Here is a 20,161-nt window from a genome sequence, read left to right as displayed (position 1 = left end):
CAGCAAGCTACCTAGTCCAAGAACATTTCTTGAAGATTATTTAAGTAGCGCAGCCCCAAAGCAGTCGCCTTGAGCTTGCTCGGGTTCTCATCTAATAAACCCTTTTTACAGGCTTCATCAAGGCCTTTACTGATAACGCTCAAGGGTAAGCCAGTCCGCTCACTAAAGGTATTGGTATCAACACCATCAGAGAGTCTTAAGGCATTGAGCATAAATTCAAAGGGGAGATCTTTGGAAGTAATTTCACGAGACTCAATCAGGGCATTGCCTTTAGTCTCCATCGCCTGCATATAGGTTTCTGGATGTCGTTCACGAACCTGGCGAGTAATTTTTCCCGGATAAGAAATCTTGCCATGGGCGCCGGCACCAATACCGATGTAATCACCAAAGCGCCAGTAGTTCAAATTATGTTTGCACTCTTGATCTTTCTTGGCATAAGCAGAAACTTCGTAACGCTTGTAGCCTGCCTTGGTAAGCAGGTCTATGTTTTGCTCGAAGATGGCATCGATCTCATCATCGCTGGGTAAGCTTGGCGGAAAGTTAGCAAAATAAGTATTGGGTTCAAGCGTGAGGTTGTAGAAAGAGAGGTGAGGAGTCTTAAATGAAAGTGCAGTTTCAACATCGGACCTTGCAGCCTCAAGACTTTGATTGGGCAATCCATACATGAGATCTAAATTCACAGACTTAAAGTGATCTAAGGCAATCTGGACAGCGCGCTTAGCTTCAGCACCACTATGAATGCGGCCTAGCGCTTTAAGTTGTTCATCCTGAAAGCTCTGGATTCCCAAAGAGACCCGATTGATTCCCGCTTTGGCAAAGCCGGCCAATTTGTCTGCTTCAACAGAACCAGGATTGGCTTCCATCGTAATCTCAGCATCGGGTTCTAAATTGAGTCGGGCACGAACAGCGCACAATAATTGATCCATGCCTGCAGCTGACAGCAGGCTAGGCGTACCACCGCCGATAAAGATGCTATGAACTTGACGTCCCCAGATATTGGGTAATTCAGTTTCAAGATCAGCAATTAAGGCATTGATATAACGCTGCTCATCAAAGCCGTCTGCAAGGTCCGAGGAAGGATCTTTCGTTTGATGTGAGTTGAAGTCACAGTAAGGACACTTTTTCTCACACCAAGGAAAGTGAATATATAAAGCCAATGGAGGCAATGCAGTTAAGGAAGGTTGATTCAGCACGGCAATGAATTACGAATCTTCAATTGACTAATGAGTTCGCACAAGGCTTGACCGCGATGACTGATGAGATTCTTTTGACTGGGATCGAGCTCTGCGGCTGTCTGATTCAGTTCGGGTAAGAAAAAATGGGGGTCATAGCCAAATCCATTGCTTCCCCTTGCTTCGTTGATGACGACGCCATACCAGCTGGTTTCGACAATCAGAGGCTTGGGGTCATCAGCGCTATTGACGAGGGCTAAGGCACAAACATAATGCGCGCTGCGATCGGATTGATTGCTTAATTCAAAGATCAGCTTTTGATTATTGGCAGCATCATTTGCATGCTCACCGGCGTAGCGCGCAGAGTAAACACCGGGCCTATTGTCTAGAGCATGAGCACAAATACCAGAATCATCCGCTAGGGCTGGTAAGCCGCTAGCACTACTGGCATGACGCGCTTTAGCAAGGGCATTCTCAACAAAGGTGTGGTGTGGCTCCTCTGCTACAGGAATGCCGAGCGTGCCTTGCGGTATGACTTCAAAATTCAAAGGCGCCAAGAGCGCTTGAATCTCTTTGACCTTGCCAGCATTATTGGAGGCGAGAACGAGCTTTTGCATGAACTGTTAATTAAGGCAATAGTTACTTCAATGCTTCAATTTGCAATTGGGTCAATTCACGAATACCTTCTTCTGCTAAATCAAGCAGTGCAGTTAGCTCACTTCTTGAGAATGCCGCCCCCTCTGCAGTGCCTTGTACTTCAATCATGCCGCCCTTACCAGTCATCACGACATTCATATCGGTATCGCACGATGAGTCTTCTGGGTAGTCCAAATCTAAAACAGGGCTACCCTGATAGATGCCAACCGAAATCGCGGCTACGCTATCAATCATTGGGTCTTGAGTGAGTGCGCCACTCTTGAGTAATTGATTAACAGCATCACGAGCAGCAACATAAGCGCCCGTAATGGAAGCGGTACGTGTACCACCGTCAGCTTGTAAGACATCGCAATCTAAGTGAATCGTGCGCTCACCCAAAATTTCTAGATTAAAAATACTGCGCATAGCCCGACCAATTAGGCGTTGGATTTCTTGTGTACGACCAGATTGTTTTCCACGTGCAGCCTCTCGATCGCTACGAGTATGGGTAGAGCGAGGGAGCATGCCATATTCCGCAGTAACCCAACCTTCGCCTGAGCCACGTTTATGCGGCGGCACCTTATCCAGGATGCTGGCAGTACACAGTACTTTGGTATCCCCAAAGGCGATCAGCACAGAACCTTCGGCATGCTTGGTAAAAGCCCTAGAAATCGTGACGGGGCGTAAGTCTTTGGGCTTACGGCCGCTTGGACGGGTGATAGGTTGGTTGCTCATCGAATTTTGCCTAAAGGTTTGGGTTGGAACAAATAAAGAATCTACAATGTCCATATGATATCGAGCATGACTGGTTATGGCAGCGCTTCTCGCCAAGTCTCCCTAGGAGCTGGTGTAGTTGCTGATCTGCAGGTGGAATGTCGGGCTGTTAATAGCCGCTTTCTGGATTTGGGTTTTCGTCTTCCTGATGAATGCCGTGGGGCTGAGCCCGCATTAAGGGAGCTGGTGACCCAGAATCTTTCCCGGGGCAAGCTTGAATTTCGGGCGGCTTGGCGTATTAATAACAGTGGCGGGACAACAAAAGCCAACCCCCAAGCCTTGGGCACCCTAAATCAGGATCGTCTAGTTGCGCTCAAAGTTTTACAGGCCAATACCCAAGAAATCTTTCCCGATGCTAGAGAGTTCAGTATTTCGGATGTGTTGCGCTGGCCGGGTGTAGTTTCTGAGCCGCGCGGCGAGGAAGAAGGGTGGATTGCAGCAACTTTAGAAGCTGGCAAAGCAGCTTTGGCAACTCTGATGGAAAGCAGGCAGTCAGAAGGTAAGGCTTTGGTTGGCATCCTTACCAGTATTACGAGCAAGATGCGTGAGATCGTCAAGACGATTGAACCCAAGGTTCCAGAATATGTTGCGCAGTATCAAGCAAAACTCACGGAACGCTTATCAGAGGCTTTGGCAGCCCAAGAGCAAGGAAAAAATTCTAGCGGGTCTGGAACTGAGTTGATGGAGCGTATTCGTCAAGAAGTTGTTCTGTATGCAGTGCGTATTGATGTAGCTGAAGAGTTTGCGCGTCTCAAGACTCACTTACAGGCTGTAGACACTGCTTTGCTTGGTAAGGGGCCAGTTGGTAAGCGTTTAGACTTTCTCATGCAAGAGTTGAACCGTGAAGCCAATACCTTAAGCTCTAAATCCGTTTCTGAAGAATGTACGCAAGCTGCTTTAGAACTCAAGCTCTTCATTGAACAAATGCGCGAGCAAGTACAAAACCTAGAGTAATCCGTACAATTGATTTATGACTAGCCCAAATCACAATCTATCCTACCAAGGCAGCATGTTAATGATTGTCGCTCCATCGGGTGCAGGGAAGTCTTCTTTGGTGGATGCGTTGTTACAAGATGATCCAGGCTTGAAATTATCCCTATCAAGCACAACACGTGCACCGAGGCCTGGTGAGGTGGATGGCAAAAATTATCGCTTTGTATCTCAAGAAGAATTTATTCGCGAGAAAGATCAAGATCTCTTTTTGGAGTGGGCACAAGTGCATGGTCATTTTTATGGTACATCTAAACCTTGGATTGAATCTCAAATGCAAGCTGGTAGTGATGTCGTACTTGAAATTGATTGGCAGGGTGCACAACAAATTCGCAAACTCATTCCATCAGTGCAGTGGATATTCATCTTTCCCCCTTCAATTGAGGCCTTGGAAGAGCGTCTGCGCAAACGGGGGCAGGATGATGAAGCAACAATCCAAAGACGCTTGGCTGCAGCTCACGTCGAGCTCCTGCATGCCCATGAGGCAGATTACATCGTCGTCAATGATTCTTTTGATCAGGCCCTGGTGGATCTAAAGCACATTTTGGCCTCCAGCCGCCTTCGTTCTGAGCCTAGCATGGCAAGAAATCCAGCCCTTTTAAAGCGGCTTGGGGTCTAATCAGTTATCCTATAGGTATTGAAGCTAAATTTAAGTGAGTTCAGCATGGCCCGTATTACTGTAGAAGATTGTCTTAAAACCATCCCAAATCGTTTTGAACTTGTGTTGGCTGCGACTTATCGTGCTCGTCAATTGGTTCAAGGTCACTCCCCACGTGTTGAGTCCAGAGATAAAGCGACTGTCGTTGCATTACGTGAAGTTGCTGCTGGTGTAACTGACCGTGACATGTTGACCAAAGTACCTTTGTAATTTAGGAGTTCCGGTGTGGAGCTCCCTTTAGGAACAGCCAAAGCATCGGAATTAGTAGGAGGACTTTCGTCCAGAGAGACCTCCCTTGGAAGCACTGCAGTTGATCTGTTGAGTACACCAACAGATACCTCAAAGCCATTCAGTAAAGATAGCGGTAAAAAATCGATCCTAGCGTCATTGCTAGCGCAATCGAGCCGTCATTTGTTTGGGCCAACCTCTGCGCCCAGTACACCGTTAAAACACCAAGTAGTTTCGATAGAAAACTTACTTTCGAAGCTGGCTTACCTTAAACCTGATGAAGTTGCGTTAGTGAAGAAGGCGTTTCAGTTCTCGGATGCTGCGCACTTAGGTCAATACCGTCATAGCGGCGAGCCTTACATTACTCATCCTGTCGCTGTCGCTGAGCTCTGCGCCACTTGGCGCTTAGATGCACCCTCGATTATGGCTGCCTTATTGCACGATGTTATTGAAGATACCGGATCAACCAAAGCCGACTTGGTAGAAAGGTTTGGCGCCAAGGTGGCTGAGTTGGTAGAGGGCTTAACCAAGCTTGATAAGTTAGAGTTCCAAAGTCACGCCGAAGCGCAAGCAGAGAGCTTTCGCAAAATGTTCATGGCAATGGCGCGCGATGTTCGAGTCATCTTAGTAAAGCTGGCCGATCGTACGCACAATATGCGCACCTTAGATGCAGTTCCCATGGAGAAGCGTCGTAGGGTTGCCGCAGAAACGATTGAGATATATGCCCCAATTGCGCATCGCTTAGGCTTAAACATTATTTACCGCGACTTACAGGACCTCAGTTTTCGCTACTCGATGCCAATGCGCTTTCGTGTCATTGAGGGTGCAGTAAAAAGGGCGCGCGGTAATCGCAAAGAAATCATTGAAAAGATCTTGCAAGCATCACGCATGTCCTTCGCTAAGGCCAATCTCGATGTGGATCTGCGTGGTCGTGAAAAAACGCTGTACAGCATCTATAACAAGATGCGCACTAAGCATGTCAGTTTTTCACAAGTCCTGGATGTTTACGCTTTTCGTGTCACGGTGGGCAGTATTGACGAGTGTTATCGGGCATTAGGTATTTTGCATGCTCTTTATAAGCCAATGCCTGGCAAGTTTAAGGATTACATTGCGATTCCGAAGTTGAATGGCTATCAATCACTTCACACAACACTGTTGGGGCCATCAGGTGTCCCGGTTGAGTTTCAGATTCGTACTGCTGATATGCATGCCGTTGCGGAGGCGGGTGTTGCTGCACACTGGGCCTATAAGGACGGTTCGCCAGATATGAGTGAGGTGCAAAATCGTGCCCATCAGTGGCTGCAATCTTTGATTGATATTCAGGATAGCAGTGGTGATTCCCAAGAATTCTTAGAGCACGTCAAGATTGATCTTTTTCCTGATGCAGTTTATGTCTTTACGCCTAAGGGACAAATTAGGGCGCTACCAAGAGGGGCAACTGCACTTGATTTTGCATACTCTATTCATAGCGATCTGGGCAATACCTGTGTTGCCGTGAAGATCAATGGCTTACAACTACCGCTACGCAGTGAACTGAAAAACGGCGACATTATTGAAGTGATCACTTCCGCCAATTCACAACCAAATCCTGGTTGGCTCGCCTTTGTACGCACTGGTAAGGCACGTGCCTCCATTCGACATTCTTTAAAAACTAAACACTATGCCGAGTCATTACAACTGGGTGAGCGTTTATTAGCCAATGGCCTGCGCCAGCAGGGGGTTGATGCAGCATTGTTGTCTCCTGAGATCTGGGAGAAGCTCATGCATTGGACTGGTGATAAAACCCGTGAAGAAGCCTGTGTCAATATTGCTCTAGGTCGCCGCTCACCTCAAGAGCTGGCTATTCGTTTGAAGATATTGATTGATGATGAAGGTGGCGGCGATCAAATGCGTTTAGGTGCAGCCGACTGGATTGCATCCACACCAGAAGTGAGTCACCATCAGCGTCAGGCTATTTTGGTCGACGGACGTGAAGGTAACTCGATCAGTTTTCAGACTTGTTGCCATCCAATACCGGGTGACAATATTATTGGCTACCTAGGTAAGGGTGAGGGACTTCAAGTTCACACCAATGACTGTCCGGTTGCCTTGCGCATGTTATCCAAAGATGGTGAAAAGTGGGTTGAAGTCGAGTGGGGCAAAGAAGTTCATCGTGAATTTGAAGTAGATTTAGCGATTGATACCCGTCAAGGTAAAGGAGTGTTGGCAAGGGTTGCTAGCAGCGTTACTTCTGCAGATTCAAACATCATGAATGTATCGATGGATGATCGTTATAAGGAAGACTCTGTCACCATTCGTTTTACGATCCAGGTATACGATCGCTTGCATCTATCAAAGGTCATGCGCAGTCTTCGCACTAATCATGATGTGATGCGAGTGACCCGAATCCGATCGCTTTAAAGATATTGAACGTCCAGTATTTCAATTTCACAAGGTCCAGTTGGTGTTTGGATTGCAACACAATCTCCCAGTCTTGCTTTGATTAGCGCTTTAGAGATTGGCGATACCCAGCTCACGTGACCCTTTTCAAGATCTACTTCGTCGACTCCTACGATAGTGATTACAGTCTTCTTTCCAGCCTCTAGCCCCTCGACTGGCGAGTAGGTTACCGTAGCTCCGAAGAAGACTTGTTCGGCATCGCTATCCCCATTTTTTCGGGCTAAATTGTCGACAACTACGGCAAATTCAAGGCGCTTGTTCAGAAAGCGTATGCGGCGGTCTATCTCCCGTAGACGCTTTTTCCCATAGATATAGTCCCCATTTTCTGAGCGATCACCGTTGGAGGCAGCCCAGTGAACTACCTTTACGACCTCGGGCCGATCAAGGTTCAAGAGCTGTAGAAGCTCGGTTTTGATGCGTTCGTGACCAGCAGGTGTAATGTAGTTTTTCTCTTCCATGGCATAATTATGGCTGTTGCGGCTGTAGCTCAGCTGGATAGAGTACTTGGCTACGAACCAAGGGGTCGTGGGTTCAATTCCTGCCAGCCGCACCATCATATTGAGGGCCTAGTTGAGAAACTAGGCCCTTTTCACTTTCTACTGCCCTTCATCAAGATCCCTTATAGTTGGGATAAGATGATTTTGAGCCCTTGGTTGAAATCCTATCATCACGAGTATCAGCACTTCACAGGCCTGCCAAACATTTTTTGATAATGACCATCAGTAAAGATAACCCCAGCGCAGATGCTTCCATTGCAAAGTGGGTACCGGTTAATGCAGAAACGGCAAAAGTTGTTATTACTGGCATGGTGGATGTCTATTCATTGGCAAGTGTATGGACCCAGGTGCGTGAACAACAAGATAACTGGCTAAAAAGCTCAGGCAATCATTCTTTGATATTTGATGCTTCCAATATCTCTTCGCTTGATGGTTCGGGCATTGCATTTTTAATTGATATTGAAAAAGCCCAACAAACAGCTGGCGGTAAATTTTCAATCGTAGGATTAAATCCTCGCTATGAACCTTTGCTCAAAGAGTTTGATCCAATCACTGATTTATTCCCGCTACCAGTGGCTAAGCCTAAGAGAAGTTTTGTGGTTAGCACTGGAATGGCTGCGCAAAACTTAATCGATGACGCAAAAGGCTTGATTACATTTACAGGGCATTTATCTGACGATCTTTTTTGGTCCTTGCGACATCCAAGGGAAGTACGTTGGGGTGATTTTGTTGATGCCGCTGTCCAGGCTGGCATCGCTGCCTTGCCAATTGTCGGGCTAGTTTCTTTCCTGATTGGGGTCATTCTGTCCTTCCAGGCAGCGATTGGTATGCAGCAATTCGGCGCAGTTTCTTTTGTCGGCCCATTAGCAGCGCTTGGTATTGTGCGTGAGATGGGCCCCTTAATTACCGCCATCTTACTTGCGGGTCGTTCCTCTGCAGCATTTGCTGCGGAGATTGGCACGATGACTGTGAATAGTGAAGTAGATGCTCTGGTAACCGGAGGTCTTAGTCCAATCCGTTTCTTGGTTGTTCCTCGCGTACTCGCCGGAATTTTGGTAATGCCAATTCTTACCTTGTTTGCTGACATCGTGAGTATTTTTTCCTCAATGGTGACTATGTTGGCTTATGAGGTTCCATTTATTAACTTTTGGAATGGCATGTTACAGACAGTATCCATTGAAGATATCGGCTCTGGACTCATTAAGGCTACCTTGTTTGGAGTGGTGGTCTCAGCTGTTGGCTGCCTTCGTGGCATGCAAACAGGTACTGGTGCTGCAGCAGTAGGCATCTCTGCTACGCGTGCCGTAGTCAGTAGTATCGTCATGATTGTTTTGGTCGATGGCATCTTTGCATACATCTCTTATAAGACGGGCTTTTAATGGATCAGAACGCACTCGCGATTGATGTTCAGAATCTGACTGTTGGGTACGGTGCAAACATTCTTTTGCAAGATCTTAATTTCTCAGTAAATTACGGCGAGATTTTTGTGATTTTAGGTGGCTCTGGTTGTGGCAAATCTAGTCTGCTCAAGAACCTTTTTGGTTTGTATCAGCCCATATCGGGGAATGTTTTAATCGAAGGGGAAAACATTACTACTGCGCTTGGCGCAGAGCGCCAAAAGATCATGACGAGTTTTGGGGTAATGTATCAGCAGGGCGCTCTGTTTGGATCCATGAGTCTGTTAGATAACGTGACGCTGTTTATGCAGGAGTACACCAATCTGACCCAAGATCAGATGGACTTATTAGCGCGTTGTAAGTTGGATTTAGTGGGACTCTTGCCTTACGAGACTTATATGCCCAGTGAAATTAGTGGCGGCATGCAAAAGCGTGCTGCGATTGCTCGGGCCATGGCGCTAGATCCTAAGATTTTATTCTTGGATGAGCCCTCAGCAGGTCTTGATCCTATTACTTCAGCAGATCTCGACAGCACGATCCTCGATCTCTCTAAAAATTTAGGCATTACTTTTGTGATTGTGTCGCATGAGTTGGCGAGTATTTATGCCATTGCAGATAAGGTAATTATGTTGGATAAAAGCGCAAAGGGCATTATTGCTCAAGGCGACCCCAAAGTATTACGAGATAGCAGCCCTGACCCACGAGTACATCAATTCTTTAATCGCATGATGAGCAAGGAAGTAGCATGAGCAATAATTCAAACCCAAATTATTTCCGTTTAGGCGTTTTTGTCCTTGCCGCAGTCGGAGTGCTGATAACCATTATTTTGATCTTTGGATCAGGGCAGCTGTTTGAAAAATCCTTTATGGTCGAAACCTATATTAAGCAGTCCGTGACTGGCTTAGATACAGGAGCTGCAGTCCGTTTTAGGGGGGTGAAGGTTGGCCAAGTAACCATGATTGGTTTATCTGGCGATATTTACGAAAAAGACGTTCCCTTTGAAAAGCGTCTGCAGTATGTGGTTGTGCGTATGCAGATTTTTGGTGATAAGTTAACCGAAGATCAGATAGAAGAGTTTGTAAAAAATAATTTGCGCGCGCGCGTTAAATCTATGGGGATCACGGGCGTTAATTATGTAGAGTTCGATTTCTCCACCGGTGCTTCAGGCTACACTCCGCTGCCGTATAGCTGGATACCTGCTGAACCAGTTATTCCGTCTCTCCCAAATCAAGCCGATGAAATCATTTCAGGCGTTCAAAAATTTGTTACCGCTCTCAATAATGCCAACATTGATGAGACTCAGAAAAAATTCGATCAACTTCTGGCCAATCTAAACTCATTAATGGCTGGTGATGGCAAGGGCAATCAGGGTCTGATACGTTCAGTTCAATCCTTGAATGTCATTATCGAGCGTATCACCAAAGTAACAGATCAGGATGAGCTCAATATTTTGATGCGAGAGTTAATTGGCACTATGGTGGCCTTACGGCAAACAGTTACTAGTATTCAAGGGGACACTAGTGCGACGATTGAAAATCTCAGGCAAACCACCGAGAATCTAAATGAATTTAGTCGCATTGCCAGTCAATCGCCATCGAGTTTGATTTGGGGCGAACCCCCTCCAAAAATAGTGCTGCCCATGAATGGCACGCAAGGACAAGCTGGAGTTCAAAAATGATCAAACGCATTCTTCTATCTTTTGCGGTCTTAGCTTTATTCGCCTGCGCATTACCATCCCGCGCTCCTGTGGTCCCTAACAGTTTTATGGTGAATCCTGAGCGCAGCGGAGATGCTCTCAAGGCTCGCACTGCCTATTGGCTGAAGATTGGCTCTGTTTCTGTAGCGCCACCATACGATGGCCGGTCTTTGGTTTATCGCCTGGGTGATCAACGTTTTGAAAAAGATTTCTATAACGTATACACGACACTACCTGCAGACATGATTTCAAATGCGGAGCGTCAATGGATTAATAAGTCTGGCATTTTCTCGGCTGCAGTTGGGCAGAGCAATAGCTTTTTCCCTTATTACACATTGCAAGCTTCAGTAAATGAGTTCTACGGCGACTATCGTGTAAGGCCTGAGGCAGTTGTCAGTATTGAATTTTTCCTCACCGTAGAAAACGGGGCTAAGGTCAATCCACTAATTGGCTCTAATCGTTACACTAAGCGCGTGGTACTGAAAGACAATACACCCGAGGCGCTGGTATTAGGTCAACAACAGGCATTGGCTGAGATTTTTAAGGAATATGAAGCTCAGTTGGATCAATATGCAGCCAATCTACCCAAGCCTTTAGGACATTAAGGCTAAGATAAGCTGTCTAGGAGAAAAGATGGATTTAGGAATCAAAGGTAAAGTTGCATTAGTTATGGCATCAAGTCGCGGTCTAGGCCAAGCCATGGCTGTATCGTTGGCGCGCGAGGGTGTCAAGGTGGCAGTGACGGGACGCAATCCAGAGGGCCTACAAAAATCAGTTGAGTTGATTCAAGCTGCTGGCGGTGAAGCCCTAGCGCTTAGCTGGGATGTTTCTGATGCATCTGTCATTGATAGTATGGTCTCCCGGGTTGAGCAAGAGTTGGGTCCAATCGACATCCTAATTAATAACACTGGTGGCCCACCTCCTACCTTGGCTGCTGGACAAGATCCTGCGCTCTGGCAAAAAAGTTTTAACGATATGGTTCTTTCGCTCATCGCTATTACCGATCGTGTTTTGCCCGGCATGCGCCAGCGTAAATGGGGCCGCATTATTACTAGCACTACCTCAGGCGCAATTGCCCCAATCAAAAATTTAGCAATCTCTAATACTTTGCGGGCTGCACTACTGGCATGGTCAAAAACATTGTCTGCTGAGGTTGCTAATGACGGTATTACAGTCAATGTCATCATGCCGGGTCGGATTGCTACTGATCGTCTACGTCAATTAGATGAAGCGAAAGCAAAGCGTGAGGGCGCCAACTATGATGATGTTGTGAAAGAGATGCTGAAGCAAATTCCAATGGGTCGTTATGGTGACCCCAAAGAGTATGGAGATGCTGCAGCCTTTTTGGCTAGTCAAAATGCATCCTTTATTACGGGAACCGTCATGCGCGTTGATGGCGGTCAGATCCAGGCAATTTGAAGCGCTTAATCACAAGGTTCTTTAGGGGTTTGAGACAAGAGCTACGCTCTCAAGAGCTGGTCTGGTTGTTTGTGGCTCTTACACTTTCAGTAACCGCCTTATCTAGCGTGAGTTTTCTAGCTGATCGAATGCAAAGAGCATTTCAGTTTGATGCCCGCCAATTACTTGCTTCAGATATTCTGATTGCTGCAGATCAGCCAATACCAGAAGACTTTCTTCTAGAAGCGCGCGGCAGAGGACTGCAAATAGCGCAAACGATTGTGTTCCCGAGTATGGCAACTGTTGGGACCCTTAGCAAGCTGGCTTCACTGAAGGCGGTGAGCCCATCATATCCATTGCGAGGTGCGCTACAGGTTCTATCGGGCAATGTAAGGTTTCATTCCGGGCCGCCTCCTGGTTCTGTTTGGCTTGACCCAGTCATGCTGGCAAGTTTGCAGGCAAAGCTCGGTGATCAAATGGTGCTTGGGCAGAAAACATTTCTGATTGCAGGCGTGATCGAGCGTGAGATTGACCGCGGCGCAGGCTTCATGAACTTTGCACCTCGCGTCATGATGTCATTGGACGACTTACCCACAACAGGCTTAATTGGTCTTGGTAGCAGGGTAACTTATCGTTTACTGCTTGCTGGTGCTGACGAACAAGTCCAGTCTTATGAAAAGTGGGTAAAGACCTATATTGATTCAGAAGGACTGCGGGGCTTACGGATTGAGACGCTAGAAAATGCCCAGCCCTTGATGCGCAAGACCTTGGAGCGGGCAGAGCGCTTCTTGTCTTTAATTGCTGTATTGACGGCTATGGTTGCAGCAGTAGCGATTGCGCTATCAGCGCGGCGTTATGCCATTAAACAAGCAGACGGGTGTGCCGTCCTGAAATGTTTTGGTGCTACGGCTGCTACTATTCTCAAAAAACAACTCATGACTTTACTGAGTTTAGGGATCTTGGCGGCCGCCCTTGGTTCAGTATTGGGTTATCTAGTGCAGCTGGCCCTCACTTTTTTATTAGGCAATTTAATTCTTACTAATCTGCCCGGCGTCTCGATATGGCCGGTTATCTGGAGCTCACTTTTTGCCTGGTTCTTATTAATTGGATTTGCTGGACCCCCGCTATATGCATTAGTGAAAGTTTCACCGATACGATTGATTCGGAAAGAGTTTGAGGCTATCAATCGCTCCGCAATCTGGGTAGCGATTATTGGTTTGGGGACCGCCGCCATTTTAATTGCACTAGCAGCACGCGATTGGAAGTTGGCCTTTTGGGCTGGCCTGAGTTTTGGCGGGGCAATTATTCTCTTTTCTGGATGTGCTTGGATGATTCTGAAGTTATTGTCCAAAATTCAGACACGGAACTTTGCCATTCGCTTTGCGATTACTGTACAAAGCAGGCGTTCAGGCTTTGCGGTGATGCAAATTACCGCGTTAGGCATAGCCTTAATGGCGCTATTAATGATCTTGTTGCTGCGTCAAGACTTGCTGAGTACCTGGCAAGGCAATATTCCACAAGATGCCCCGAATCGTTTCATGATTAACGTCCAGGGCGAGCAAAAGTCTGCCATTACCCAATCTTTGGTAAATGCAGGAGTGCCAACCCCAGACTTTTATCCCATGATACGAGGTCGCTTAATTGCAATCAATCAGCGTGACATTTCTCCTAGTGATTTCGTAGAAGATAATGCTAAGCGTTTAGTAGATCGGGAATTTAATCTCTCTTATACAGAGCAACTGCCGCCAGGCAATCGCATTACTGACGGTAAATGGATCGCAGGCGATAGCCCACAAATCTCGATAGAGACCGGCATTGCTAAAACGTTAAAACTGAAAATGGGTGACCAGCTCACTTTTGAAGTAGCAGGAGAAAAAATCACAGCACCCATAACCTCGCTGCGTAAATTAGACTGGGGATCAATGCGGGTGAATTTCTTTGTCATTATGCCGCCTGCCCAATTAAGTGTTTTGCCACAGTCATGGATTACTTCTTACTATCAAACGCCAGATCAAGAGATGCTTGATTTTCAAATGAGTCAAGCTTATCCCAACCTTACGGTTGTGGATGTCTCGGCCTCATTGAGGCAGATACAAGATGTTTTAAATAAACTTTCTGCTGCATTGGGTTTACTTTTCACATTTACGATTGCTGCAGCGGTATTGGTTCTGATGGCTGCTATTGCGGCAACTCAGGATGAGCGATTCAGAAACGCTGCCTTGCTAAAGGCTATCGGGGCCTCAAGAAAGACCTTGGCAAGTATTGCGCGTGTTGAGCTTCTCGTCATTGGTGTCGTTGCGGGTACATTGGCAGGGTTTGCAGCAGGTGCGGCTGCATGGGCCTTAGGCCGCTATGTCATGGAGATTGAATTTAATGCCTTTGCGCAATCACTCTTCATGGGCATTTGTTTTGGGATGACTGCTTGCCTAGCGGCGGGCTATCGATTTGGCCGAAGAATTCAGACTGCGACTGCAATCGAATGCTTAAGAGAGAGTCACTAATTGCTTAGGTAGCTCTACTAGGCGAGTGCCTGCAAAGCGATCCGCTAAACCTTGTCTGTGCATCGGCTCTCTTCGATCTAAATAAATGGTGAGTGGCCAAAAAAAGAGGGCTACTGTAAAAAGCATTTCAATGATTTGCCACTTCTCCAAATGAAATGCCCACTGCAATAAAACGCAAGGGATGATCCACAGAGAGCCATAAATGTAGCGCCACAAGGCTTGACGTCTATTGAGGGTATTACCCTGCTGATCAATCATTCGAACGCGCCAGGTTTGCATGGCTAGTGTTTGGCCTGATTTTGTCCAGTACCAAACAAAGTAAACGCCTAATACTGTGTAGAGATATAAAAAGGTTAACCAGCTTGGTAGTGAGACGCCGAATAAGATGCCAAGGCCAAGATTAGGCAATAAAAAAATGAATGCGATAACTCCAAGAAGTACGAGTTGCTCATATAGAGAGCATGAAACGCGCCGCCAAAACTGGGGTGAGGGTAATGCACTGAGTTCAGCAGGCGTCATAGTGCTGCTTCAGAGTAAAGACGGCTAGTTAGTAGGGGCGGTTGTCTCAGCAGCTGGCGGAACACCTTCGGCTGGAATGCTTCTGGGTTTTGGCGCTGGAGGTGGTGGTGTGGTGTTTGGGTTAATTGCATGCTGTTGAAGTGTAGGCGCATTAATGGCATTAGGTTTTTTCTTGGCTTCCGTGTCAGCCAATTTTTTCTTTTGTTCATCACTGAGCTTTTGATATGCAGTCCAGGCCTCAGCTTTTTTCTCGGCAGGGAACTTTAGGCTACTAAGGTAGTTCTCCCGTGCAATCCGACGCTCTTTCTGAGATAAGTTTGACCAGCTGGTCATGCGGGATTGCAAACGCTGTTGGTCTTGCGTACTCATTTTTGGGTAGATGTTAGCAACCTGAGTCCATTTTTTACGACTATCGGGAAGCATATAGTCCCAATCACTCTCGAGTGGTGCCAGAATTTGTTGTTGTGCAGGCTTTAAGTTTTCCCAAGTGCCATCTGGTTTTTTTTCTGGAATCGCGGCTGCTTTTCCATGGGCAGCAGTAGCTGCCGGTTCCGCCTGCGCTTGAGAGCTAACCAAAAGAGAGGTGCACGTTAGCAGCGCTATGGAAACGCTAGCAATGAATAACTTCGGTATACGTGACATCTATAAGGGTGTAGTTATTTGCTTTGAACTGAGTCTGAAGCGTTGTCACCAGAATCAGATAGGGGGCCATTTTTAAGAAAGGCCAAAAAGCCGCTATCTGCATAAGCATCTGGTGGCACATCATCGGACAATAGCGCCGCATCTACCTCTGCAATGTCGTTAATGCGCGATTCATCCTGCCATTGAGCAATGCCAATGAGCCCAAATACTAGGACTGCTAAAGGTGCTACCCAACCCACTGTGTCCCAAATCCCATTAGATCCAGAACTCCAGCTACCCGCTGTGCCTGCAAATACTGGTTTTTGAACAAGTATTTTTTCTGCTTTTCTAACAGAAAGCGCTTTCATACGGGCCGCATGGAGGCGACCTTGAATGCCGGTAGGCAGATTCTGGGCTCCCTGACTAAGTAAGGCAGCGCTAGCACGACCAAATTGGTCTGCTTGGGTCTCGGTTAGCGGGTCATTTAGGTATTTCACAGCGTAATTCCTTTTAATTTCAATGCTTTAGCTAGAGTCTGAGTGGCTCTAGAACAATGGGTTTTGACACTTCCTTCGCTACAACTCATTGCTTTAGCGGTCTCAGTAATGCTTAGCTCATCCCAATAACGCATCAGGAAGGCTTCTCGTTGACGTACAGGTAATTTAGCAATTTCTGACTCCAAAGCCTGTAAAAGCTGACTTTGTTCAAGCTTTTGGGCCCCGTCTTGGTGAATTTCGCTGTCATCAGGCGCAGCAAGAGACTCCAGGGGGTCAAAATCATCACTTTCATCGCTTTTCTTGCCCATATTGGAGAAGAGGGTCACCCAGGTGTTTCTAACCTTTTGTCGACGAAACCAGTCATGGATTCGGTTTTGCAAGATTCTGGTGAAAACTAAGGGAAGCTCTGCAGCTGGACGATCGCCATATTTTTCTGCCAACTTAATCATTGCGTCCTGAACAATATCCATCGCTGCATCATCATCACGCACGGCATACACCGCTTGCTTGAAAGCGCGATGCTCGACACTACTCAAAAAGTCAGATAGTTCTTGGGCTGATGCCATGCAATGGATTAGACCTGAATCGGTAAGAATTGGGATATTTTAGGGGATTGCTATAGAATATAAGGCTTACTACCTAGATTCTCATTCAAGAAGTGGTTTTTCCGGTAGCAGCGCCGTTCGAACTCAGGCCACAAGCAGGAGATAGAACAGACCAAACAATTTTTTGCCGAAAATTGCAAAGGACGAAAGAAAATGAATACAAGCAGCGCCGAATTTTTAGCTACTAAAGCTAACAAAGACACAGTAAATCCAAATGCCGTAGCGGCACCTCCAGAAATAATTGGTGCAGAGATGCTTGTGCAAGCTTTGCACAAAGAAGGGGTTGAATTTGTTTGGGGTTACCCAGGCGGTTCTGTTCTTTTTATCTACGATGAAATTTTTAAGCAAGATAAGTTTGAACATATCCTCGTTCGCCATGAGCAAGCAGCAATTCATGCGGCCGATGGTTATGCGCGTGCAACCGGTAAGGTTGGCGTTGCATTAGTCACCTCTGGTCCTGGCGTAACCAACGCGGTTACCGGAATTGCTACGGCTTATACCGACTCGATCCCGATGGTGATCATCAGCGGTAACGTTCCAACTTATGCAATTGGTGAGGATGCATTCCAAGAGGCTGACACTGTTGGTATTACTCGCCCAATTGTGAAGCATAACTTTTTGGTAAAGGACGTTAAAGATTTGCCATTAGTTTTGAAGAAGGCTTTTCATATTGCGCAGACAGGTCGTCCAGGCCCTGTGTTGATCGACATCCCTAAGGATGTGTCAGCAGCAAAAGGCCCATTCGCTTATCCCGAAACTCTGGAGATGCGCTCATACAATCCAGTAGTAAAAGGTCACAGTGGTCAGATTCGTAAAGCGGTAGCTTTGCTGCAAGAAGCAGAGCGACCATATATTTATACCGGCGGCGGCATCATTCTGGCCGATGCAGCACCAGAGCTCAAAGAGTTTGCTGACCTATTAGGTTATCCAGTCACCAATACCTTGATGGGTCTTGGCGGCTTCCCGGGCACAAGCCCACAGTTTTTGGGCATGCTTGGTATGCATGGCACATACGAAGCCAATATGGCAATGCAACACAGCGATGTATTGATTGCCATTGGTGCGCGTTTTGACGACCGCGTAATCGGGAATACGCAACATTTTGCAAGTCATCCGCGCAAAATCATTCACATTGATATTGATCCTTCCGTCATTTCTAAGCGCGTGAAGGTTGATGTTCCGATTGTTGGTAATCTCAAAGAGGTATTGGTTGAGATGACCGCGCAACTTAAAGCTGCTGGTCCACGCAAGAACGGTGAAAAAGTTGCCGCATGGTGGGAGCAGATTAATGAGTGGCGAAAAAAGGATTGCTTGAAATACGATCAAGCGTCTCAAATTGTGAAACCACAGTATGTTGTTCAGAAGTTATGGGAACTGACAGGCGGTGATGCATTTATCACCTCTGACGTTGGTCAGCATCAGATGTGGGCCGCTCAGTTCTATAAATTTAATAAGCCACGTCGTTGGATTAACTCGGGTGGTCTTGGTACCATGGGCGTTGGTTTGCCATATGCTATGGGTATTAAAAAAGCATTTCCAGACCAAGATGTTTTCGCCATTACTGGTGAAGGCTCTATTCAGATGTGTATTCAGGAACTTTCTACCTGTAAGCAATACAACACTCCAGTGAAGATTGTTTCGTTGAATAACCGTTACCTAGGTATGGTTCGTCAATGGCAGGAGCTCACCTATAACAAACGTTATTCCAGCTCTTATATGGATTCATTGCCTGACTTTGTGAAGTTGGCTGAAGCCTATGGTCATGTTGGTATGCGCATTGAGAAGAAGTCTGATGTTGAGGGCGCACTCAAGGAAGCCATTCGCTTGAAGGATCGCACTGTGTTTATGGATTTCCAAACTGATCCAGAAGAAAACGTTTGGCCTATGGTTCAAGCGGGCAAAGGAATTACAGAAATGCTTTTGGGTAGCGAGGATCTCTAATGCGACACATTATTTCTGTATTGATTGAGAACGAACCTGGCGCACTATCGCGCGTAGTGGGCCTGTTTTCAGCTCGCGGTTACAACATTGAAACCTTAAGTGTTGCGCCTACCGAAGACTCTTCTTTGTCACGTATGACGATTGTTACCATTGGCTCAGATGATGTGATTGAGCAAATCACTAAGCATTTGAATCGCCTTGTTGAGGTAGTGAAGGTGTTTGATCTCAGCGAAGGTCCTCATATTGAGCGTGAGCTCATGATGATTAAGGTTCGTGCCGTTGGTAAAGAGCGTGAAGAGCTAAAACGTACGACTGATATTTTTCGAGGCCGCATTATTGATGTGACGGATAAGAGCTACACCATTGAATTAACTGGTGATAGTGCTAAGTTGGATGCATTTATTGATTCGATTGATCGTGCATCGATTTTGGAGACTGTTCGTTCAGGCGGATCTGGTATTGGGCGCGGCGAACGCATCCTCAAGGTTTAATTTTTTTAACTGATTCATTAAGCAACAAAATACATTTTCAACACAAGGAAAGAGCATGAAAGTTTTTTACGATAAAGACGCTGATTTGTCCCTGATTAAGGGCAAGAAAGTCACCATCATTGGATATGGCTCACAGGGCCACGCACACTCATTGAATCTTAAAGACTCTGGCGTTAATGTGACCGTCGGTTTGCGCAAAGACGGCGCTTCTTGGAGCAAGGCTGCTAATGCCGGTTTAACAGTAAAAGAGGTAGCTGAAGCCGTTAAAGATGCTGATGTTGTCATGATGTTGTTGCCAGACGAGCAAATTGCTGATGTGTATAACAAAGAAGTACATGGCAATATCAAACAGGGTGCAGCCCTTGCTTTTGCACACGGCTTTAACGTTCACTACGGTCAAGTTCAGCCACGCGCTGATTTAGATGTGATCATGATTGCTCCTAAAGCACCTGGCCATACTGTGCGTGGTACTTACTCACAAGGCGGCGGCGTTCCGCATTTGATCGCTGTGTACCAAGATAAATCTGGCTCTGCACGTGATGTTGCCCTCTCTTATGCAACAGCCAATGGCGGCGGCCGTGCCGGCATTATTGAAACCAACTTCCGCGAAGAAACTGAAACTGACTTGTTTGGTGAACAGGCTGTTCTTTGTGGTGGTGCAGTTGACCTTATCAAAACTGGCTTTGAAGTATTGGTTGAAGCTGGATACGCTCCAGAAATGGCTTATTTTGAATGCTTGCACGAGCTTAAGTTGATCGTTGACTTGATCTACGAAGGCGGTATTGCTAACATGAATTACTCCATCTCTAACAATGCTGAATACGGTGAGTATGTCACTGGTCCGCGCGTTATAACGGCAGAAACTAAAAATGCGATGCGTCAGTGTTTAAAAGATATTCAAACTGGCGAATACGCAAAGAGTTTTATCTTGGAAAACAAAGCAGGTGCCCCAACCCTGATTTCTCGTCGTCGCTTGAACGCAGAGCACGAAATTGAAATTGTTGGCGCTAAGTTGCGTGCGATGATGCCTTGGATTGCTAAGAACAAATTAGTTGATCAAACCAAAAACTAAGCATTCAAACAAAAGCAGTTAAACAAAAG

General features: G+C 46.4%; 21 protein-coding genes and 1 tRNA gene. 14 read left to right on the top strand and 8 right to left on the bottom strand.

Translation table 11 applies throughout. The features are described 5' to 3' along the window. Positions 1-11: 11 nt before the first annotated feature. Genes hemW through rph form a run of 3 tightly spaced genes read right to left on the bottom strand, consistent with a single transcriptional unit; the run spans position 12 to position 2,543 of the window. A complete protein-coding gene (hemW, locus tag AOC07_RS05330) occupies positions 12-1,193 on the bottom strand; it encodes a radical SAM family heme chaperone HemW (RefSeq protein WP_215356937.1) in 1,182 nt (393 codons plus the stop codon). Continuing rightward, positions 1,187-1,789 carry an RdgB/HAM1 family non-canonical purine NTP pyrophosphatase gene (gene rdgB, locus AOC07_RS05325; RefSeq protein WP_215356936.1) on the bottom strand — a complete coding sequence of 201 codons (603 nt, stop codon included), beginning with the start codon at positions 1,787-1,789 and terminating at the stop codon, positions 1,187-1,189. Before rdgB ends, hemW begins: the two co-directional genes overlap by 7 nt. A gap of 22 nt (positions 1,790-1,811) precedes the next feature. Beyond that, entirely contained in the window at positions 1,812-2,543 is a 732-nt protein-coding gene (gene rph / locus AOC07_RS05320) for a ribonuclease PH (protein WP_215356935.1), read from the bottom strand. A gap of 54 nt (positions 2,544-2,597) precedes the next feature. Here rph and AOC07_RS05315 point away from each other — a divergent pair, with 54 nt between their 5' ends. From AOC07_RS05315 to AOC07_RS05300, 4 genes are all read left to right on the top strand, one after another. Then, positions 2,598-3,536, top strand: coding sequence for a YicC/YloC family endoribonuclease (locus AOC07_RS05315; RefSeq protein ID WP_215292020.1), 939 nt, complete (start codon positions 2,598-2,600; stop codon positions 3,534-3,536). A gap of 16 nt (positions 3,537-3,552) precedes the next feature. Then, the gene (gmk, locus tag AOC07_RS05310) at positions 3,553-4,191 is read left to right on the top strand and encodes a guanylate kinase (protein ID WP_215356934.1); all 639 of its coding nucleotides are present in this window, start codon (positions 3,553-3,555) and stop codon (positions 4,189-4,191) included. 45 nt (positions 4,192-4,236) lie between these two features. Continuing rightward, positions 4,237-4,440: a DNA-directed RNA polymerase subunit omega gene (gene rpoZ / locus AOC07_RS05305; RefSeq protein WP_011902918.1), complete on the top strand. Its 204-nt coding sequence runs from the start codon at positions 4,237-4,239 to the stop codon at positions 4,438-4,440. A gap of 108 nt (positions 4,441-4,548) precedes the next feature. Continuing rightward, entirely contained in the window at positions 4,549-6,858 is a 2,310-nt protein-coding gene (locus AOC07_RS05300) for a bifunctional (p)ppGpp synthetase/guanosine-3',5'-bis(diphosphate) 3'-pyrophosphohydrolase (RefSeq protein ID WP_251371739.1), read from the top strand. Here AOC07_RS05300 and greB read toward each other — a convergent pair. Further along, positions 6,855-7,355, bottom strand: coding sequence for a transcription elongation factor GreB (gene greB / locus AOC07_RS05295; RefSeq protein ID WP_215356932.1), 501 nt, complete (start codon positions 7,353-7,355; stop codon positions 6,855-6,857). The genes AOC07_RS05300 and greB overlap by 4 nt on opposite strands. An 18-nt stretch (positions 7,356-7,373) precedes the next feature. On the opposite strand from greB, the gene AOC07_RS05290 reads away from it, so the two are divergent. The 7 genes from AOC07_RS05290 to AOC07_RS05260 all read left to right on the top strand — a co-directional run bounded on the left by AOC07_RS05290 (position 7,374) and on the right by AOC07_RS05260 (position 14,386). Further along, positions 7,374-7,450 (top strand) — tRNA-Arg (locus AOC07_RS05290). A gap of 159 nt (positions 7,451-7,609) precedes the next feature. Further along, entirely contained in the window at positions 7,610-8,773 is a 1,164-nt protein-coding gene (locus AOC07_RS05285) for an ABC transporter permease (protein WP_215292016.1), read from the top strand. Continuing rightward, positions 8,773-9,540, top strand: coding sequence for an ABC transporter ATP-binding protein (locus AOC07_RS05280; RefSeq protein WP_215292015.1), 768 nt, complete (start codon positions 8,773-8,775; stop codon positions 9,538-9,540). The genes AOC07_RS05285 and AOC07_RS05280 overlap by 1 nt, the downstream gene beginning before the upstream one ends. After that, positions 9,537-10,469, top strand: coding sequence for an MlaD family protein (locus AOC07_RS05275; protein WP_215292014.1), 933 nt, complete (start codon positions 9,537-9,539; stop codon positions 10,467-10,469). The genes AOC07_RS05280 and AOC07_RS05275 overlap by 4 nt, the downstream gene beginning before the upstream one ends. Further along, positions 10,466-11,092 carry a membrane integrity-associated transporter subunit PqiC gene (locus tag AOC07_RS05270; protein WP_215356931.1) on the top strand — a complete coding sequence of 209 codons (627 nt, stop codon included), beginning with the start codon at positions 10,466-10,468 and terminating at the stop codon, positions 11,090-11,092. The genes AOC07_RS05275 and AOC07_RS05270 overlap by 4 nt, the downstream gene beginning before the upstream one ends. Before the next feature lie 28 nt (positions 11,093-11,120). Further along, entirely contained in the window at positions 11,121-11,906 is a 786-nt protein-coding gene (locus AOC07_RS05265; protein ID WP_215356930.1) for an SDR family oxidoreductase, read from the top strand. A gap of 29 nt (positions 11,907-11,935) precedes the next feature. After that, positions 11,936-14,386: an ABC transporter permease gene (locus tag AOC07_RS05260; protein ID WP_251371633.1), complete on the top strand. Its 2,451-nt coding sequence runs from the start codon at positions 11,936-11,938 to the stop codon at positions 14,384-14,386. Here the strand turns inward: AOC07_RS05260 and AOC07_RS05255 are convergent. Genes AOC07_RS05255 through AOC07_RS05240 form a run of 4 tightly spaced genes read right to left on the bottom strand, consistent with a single transcriptional unit; the run spans position 14,369 to position 16,589 of the window. Beyond that, entirely contained in the window at positions 14,369-14,905 is a 537-nt protein-coding gene (locus AOC07_RS05255) for an RDD family protein (protein ID WP_215292010.1), read from the bottom strand. The two genes, AOC07_RS05260 and AOC07_RS05255, sit on opposite strands and share 18 nt — an antisense overlap. A 24-nt stretch (positions 14,906-14,929) precedes the next feature. Further along, positions 14,930-15,547 (bottom strand): DUF3106 domain-containing protein, encoded by a 618-nt coding sequence (locus AOC07_RS05250; protein WP_215356927.1) that lies wholly within the window; start codon positions 15,545-15,547, stop codon positions 14,930-14,932. A gap of 14 nt (positions 15,548-15,561) precedes the next feature. Beyond that, complete coding sequence (locus AOC07_RS05245) at positions 15,562-16,023, bottom strand: DUF3619 family protein (protein WP_215292008.1); 462 nt, start codon at positions 16,021-16,023, stop codon at positions 15,562-15,564. Further along, positions 16,020-16,589 (bottom strand): RNA polymerase sigma factor, encoded by a 570-nt coding sequence (locus tag AOC07_RS05240; RefSeq protein ID WP_215356925.1) that lies wholly within the window; start codon positions 16,587-16,589, stop codon positions 16,020-16,022. Before AOC07_RS05240 ends, AOC07_RS05245 begins: the two co-directional genes overlap by 4 nt. Before the next feature lie 192 nt (positions 16,590-16,781). Here AOC07_RS05240 and AOC07_RS05235 point away from each other — a divergent pair, with 192 nt between their 5' ends. The 3 genes from AOC07_RS05235 to ilvC are packed head-to-tail and all read left to right on the top strand — an operon-like array spanning position 16,782 to position 20,132. After that, on the top strand, positions 16,782-18,569 hold the full coding sequence (locus AOC07_RS05235; protein WP_215356923.1) for an acetolactate synthase 3 catalytic subunit: 1,788 nt from the start codon (positions 16,782-16,784) through the stop codon (positions 18,567-18,569). Then, the gene (gene ilvN, locus AOC07_RS05230) at positions 18,569-19,060 is read left to right on the top strand and encodes an acetolactate synthase small subunit (protein WP_215292005.1); all 492 of its coding nucleotides are present in this window, start codon (positions 18,569-18,571) and stop codon (positions 19,058-19,060) included. The genes AOC07_RS05235 and ilvN overlap by 1 nt, the downstream gene beginning before the upstream one ends. A gap of 55 nt (positions 19,061-19,115) precedes the next feature. Next, complete coding sequence (ilvC, locus tag AOC07_RS05225; RefSeq protein ID WP_215356921.1) at positions 19,116-20,132, top strand: ketol-acid reductoisomerase; 1,017 nt, start codon at positions 19,116-19,118, stop codon at positions 20,130-20,132. Positions 20,133-20,161 lie beyond the last annotated feature (29 nt).

The sequence above is a fragment of the Polynucleobacter sp. UB-Raua-W9 genome, assembly GCF_018687435.1.
GTDB lineage: Bacteria > Pseudomonadota > Gammaproteobacteria > Burkholderiales > Burkholderiaceae > Polynucleobacter.
This window is presented reverse-complemented; position numbering and strand designations above follow the sequence as displayed.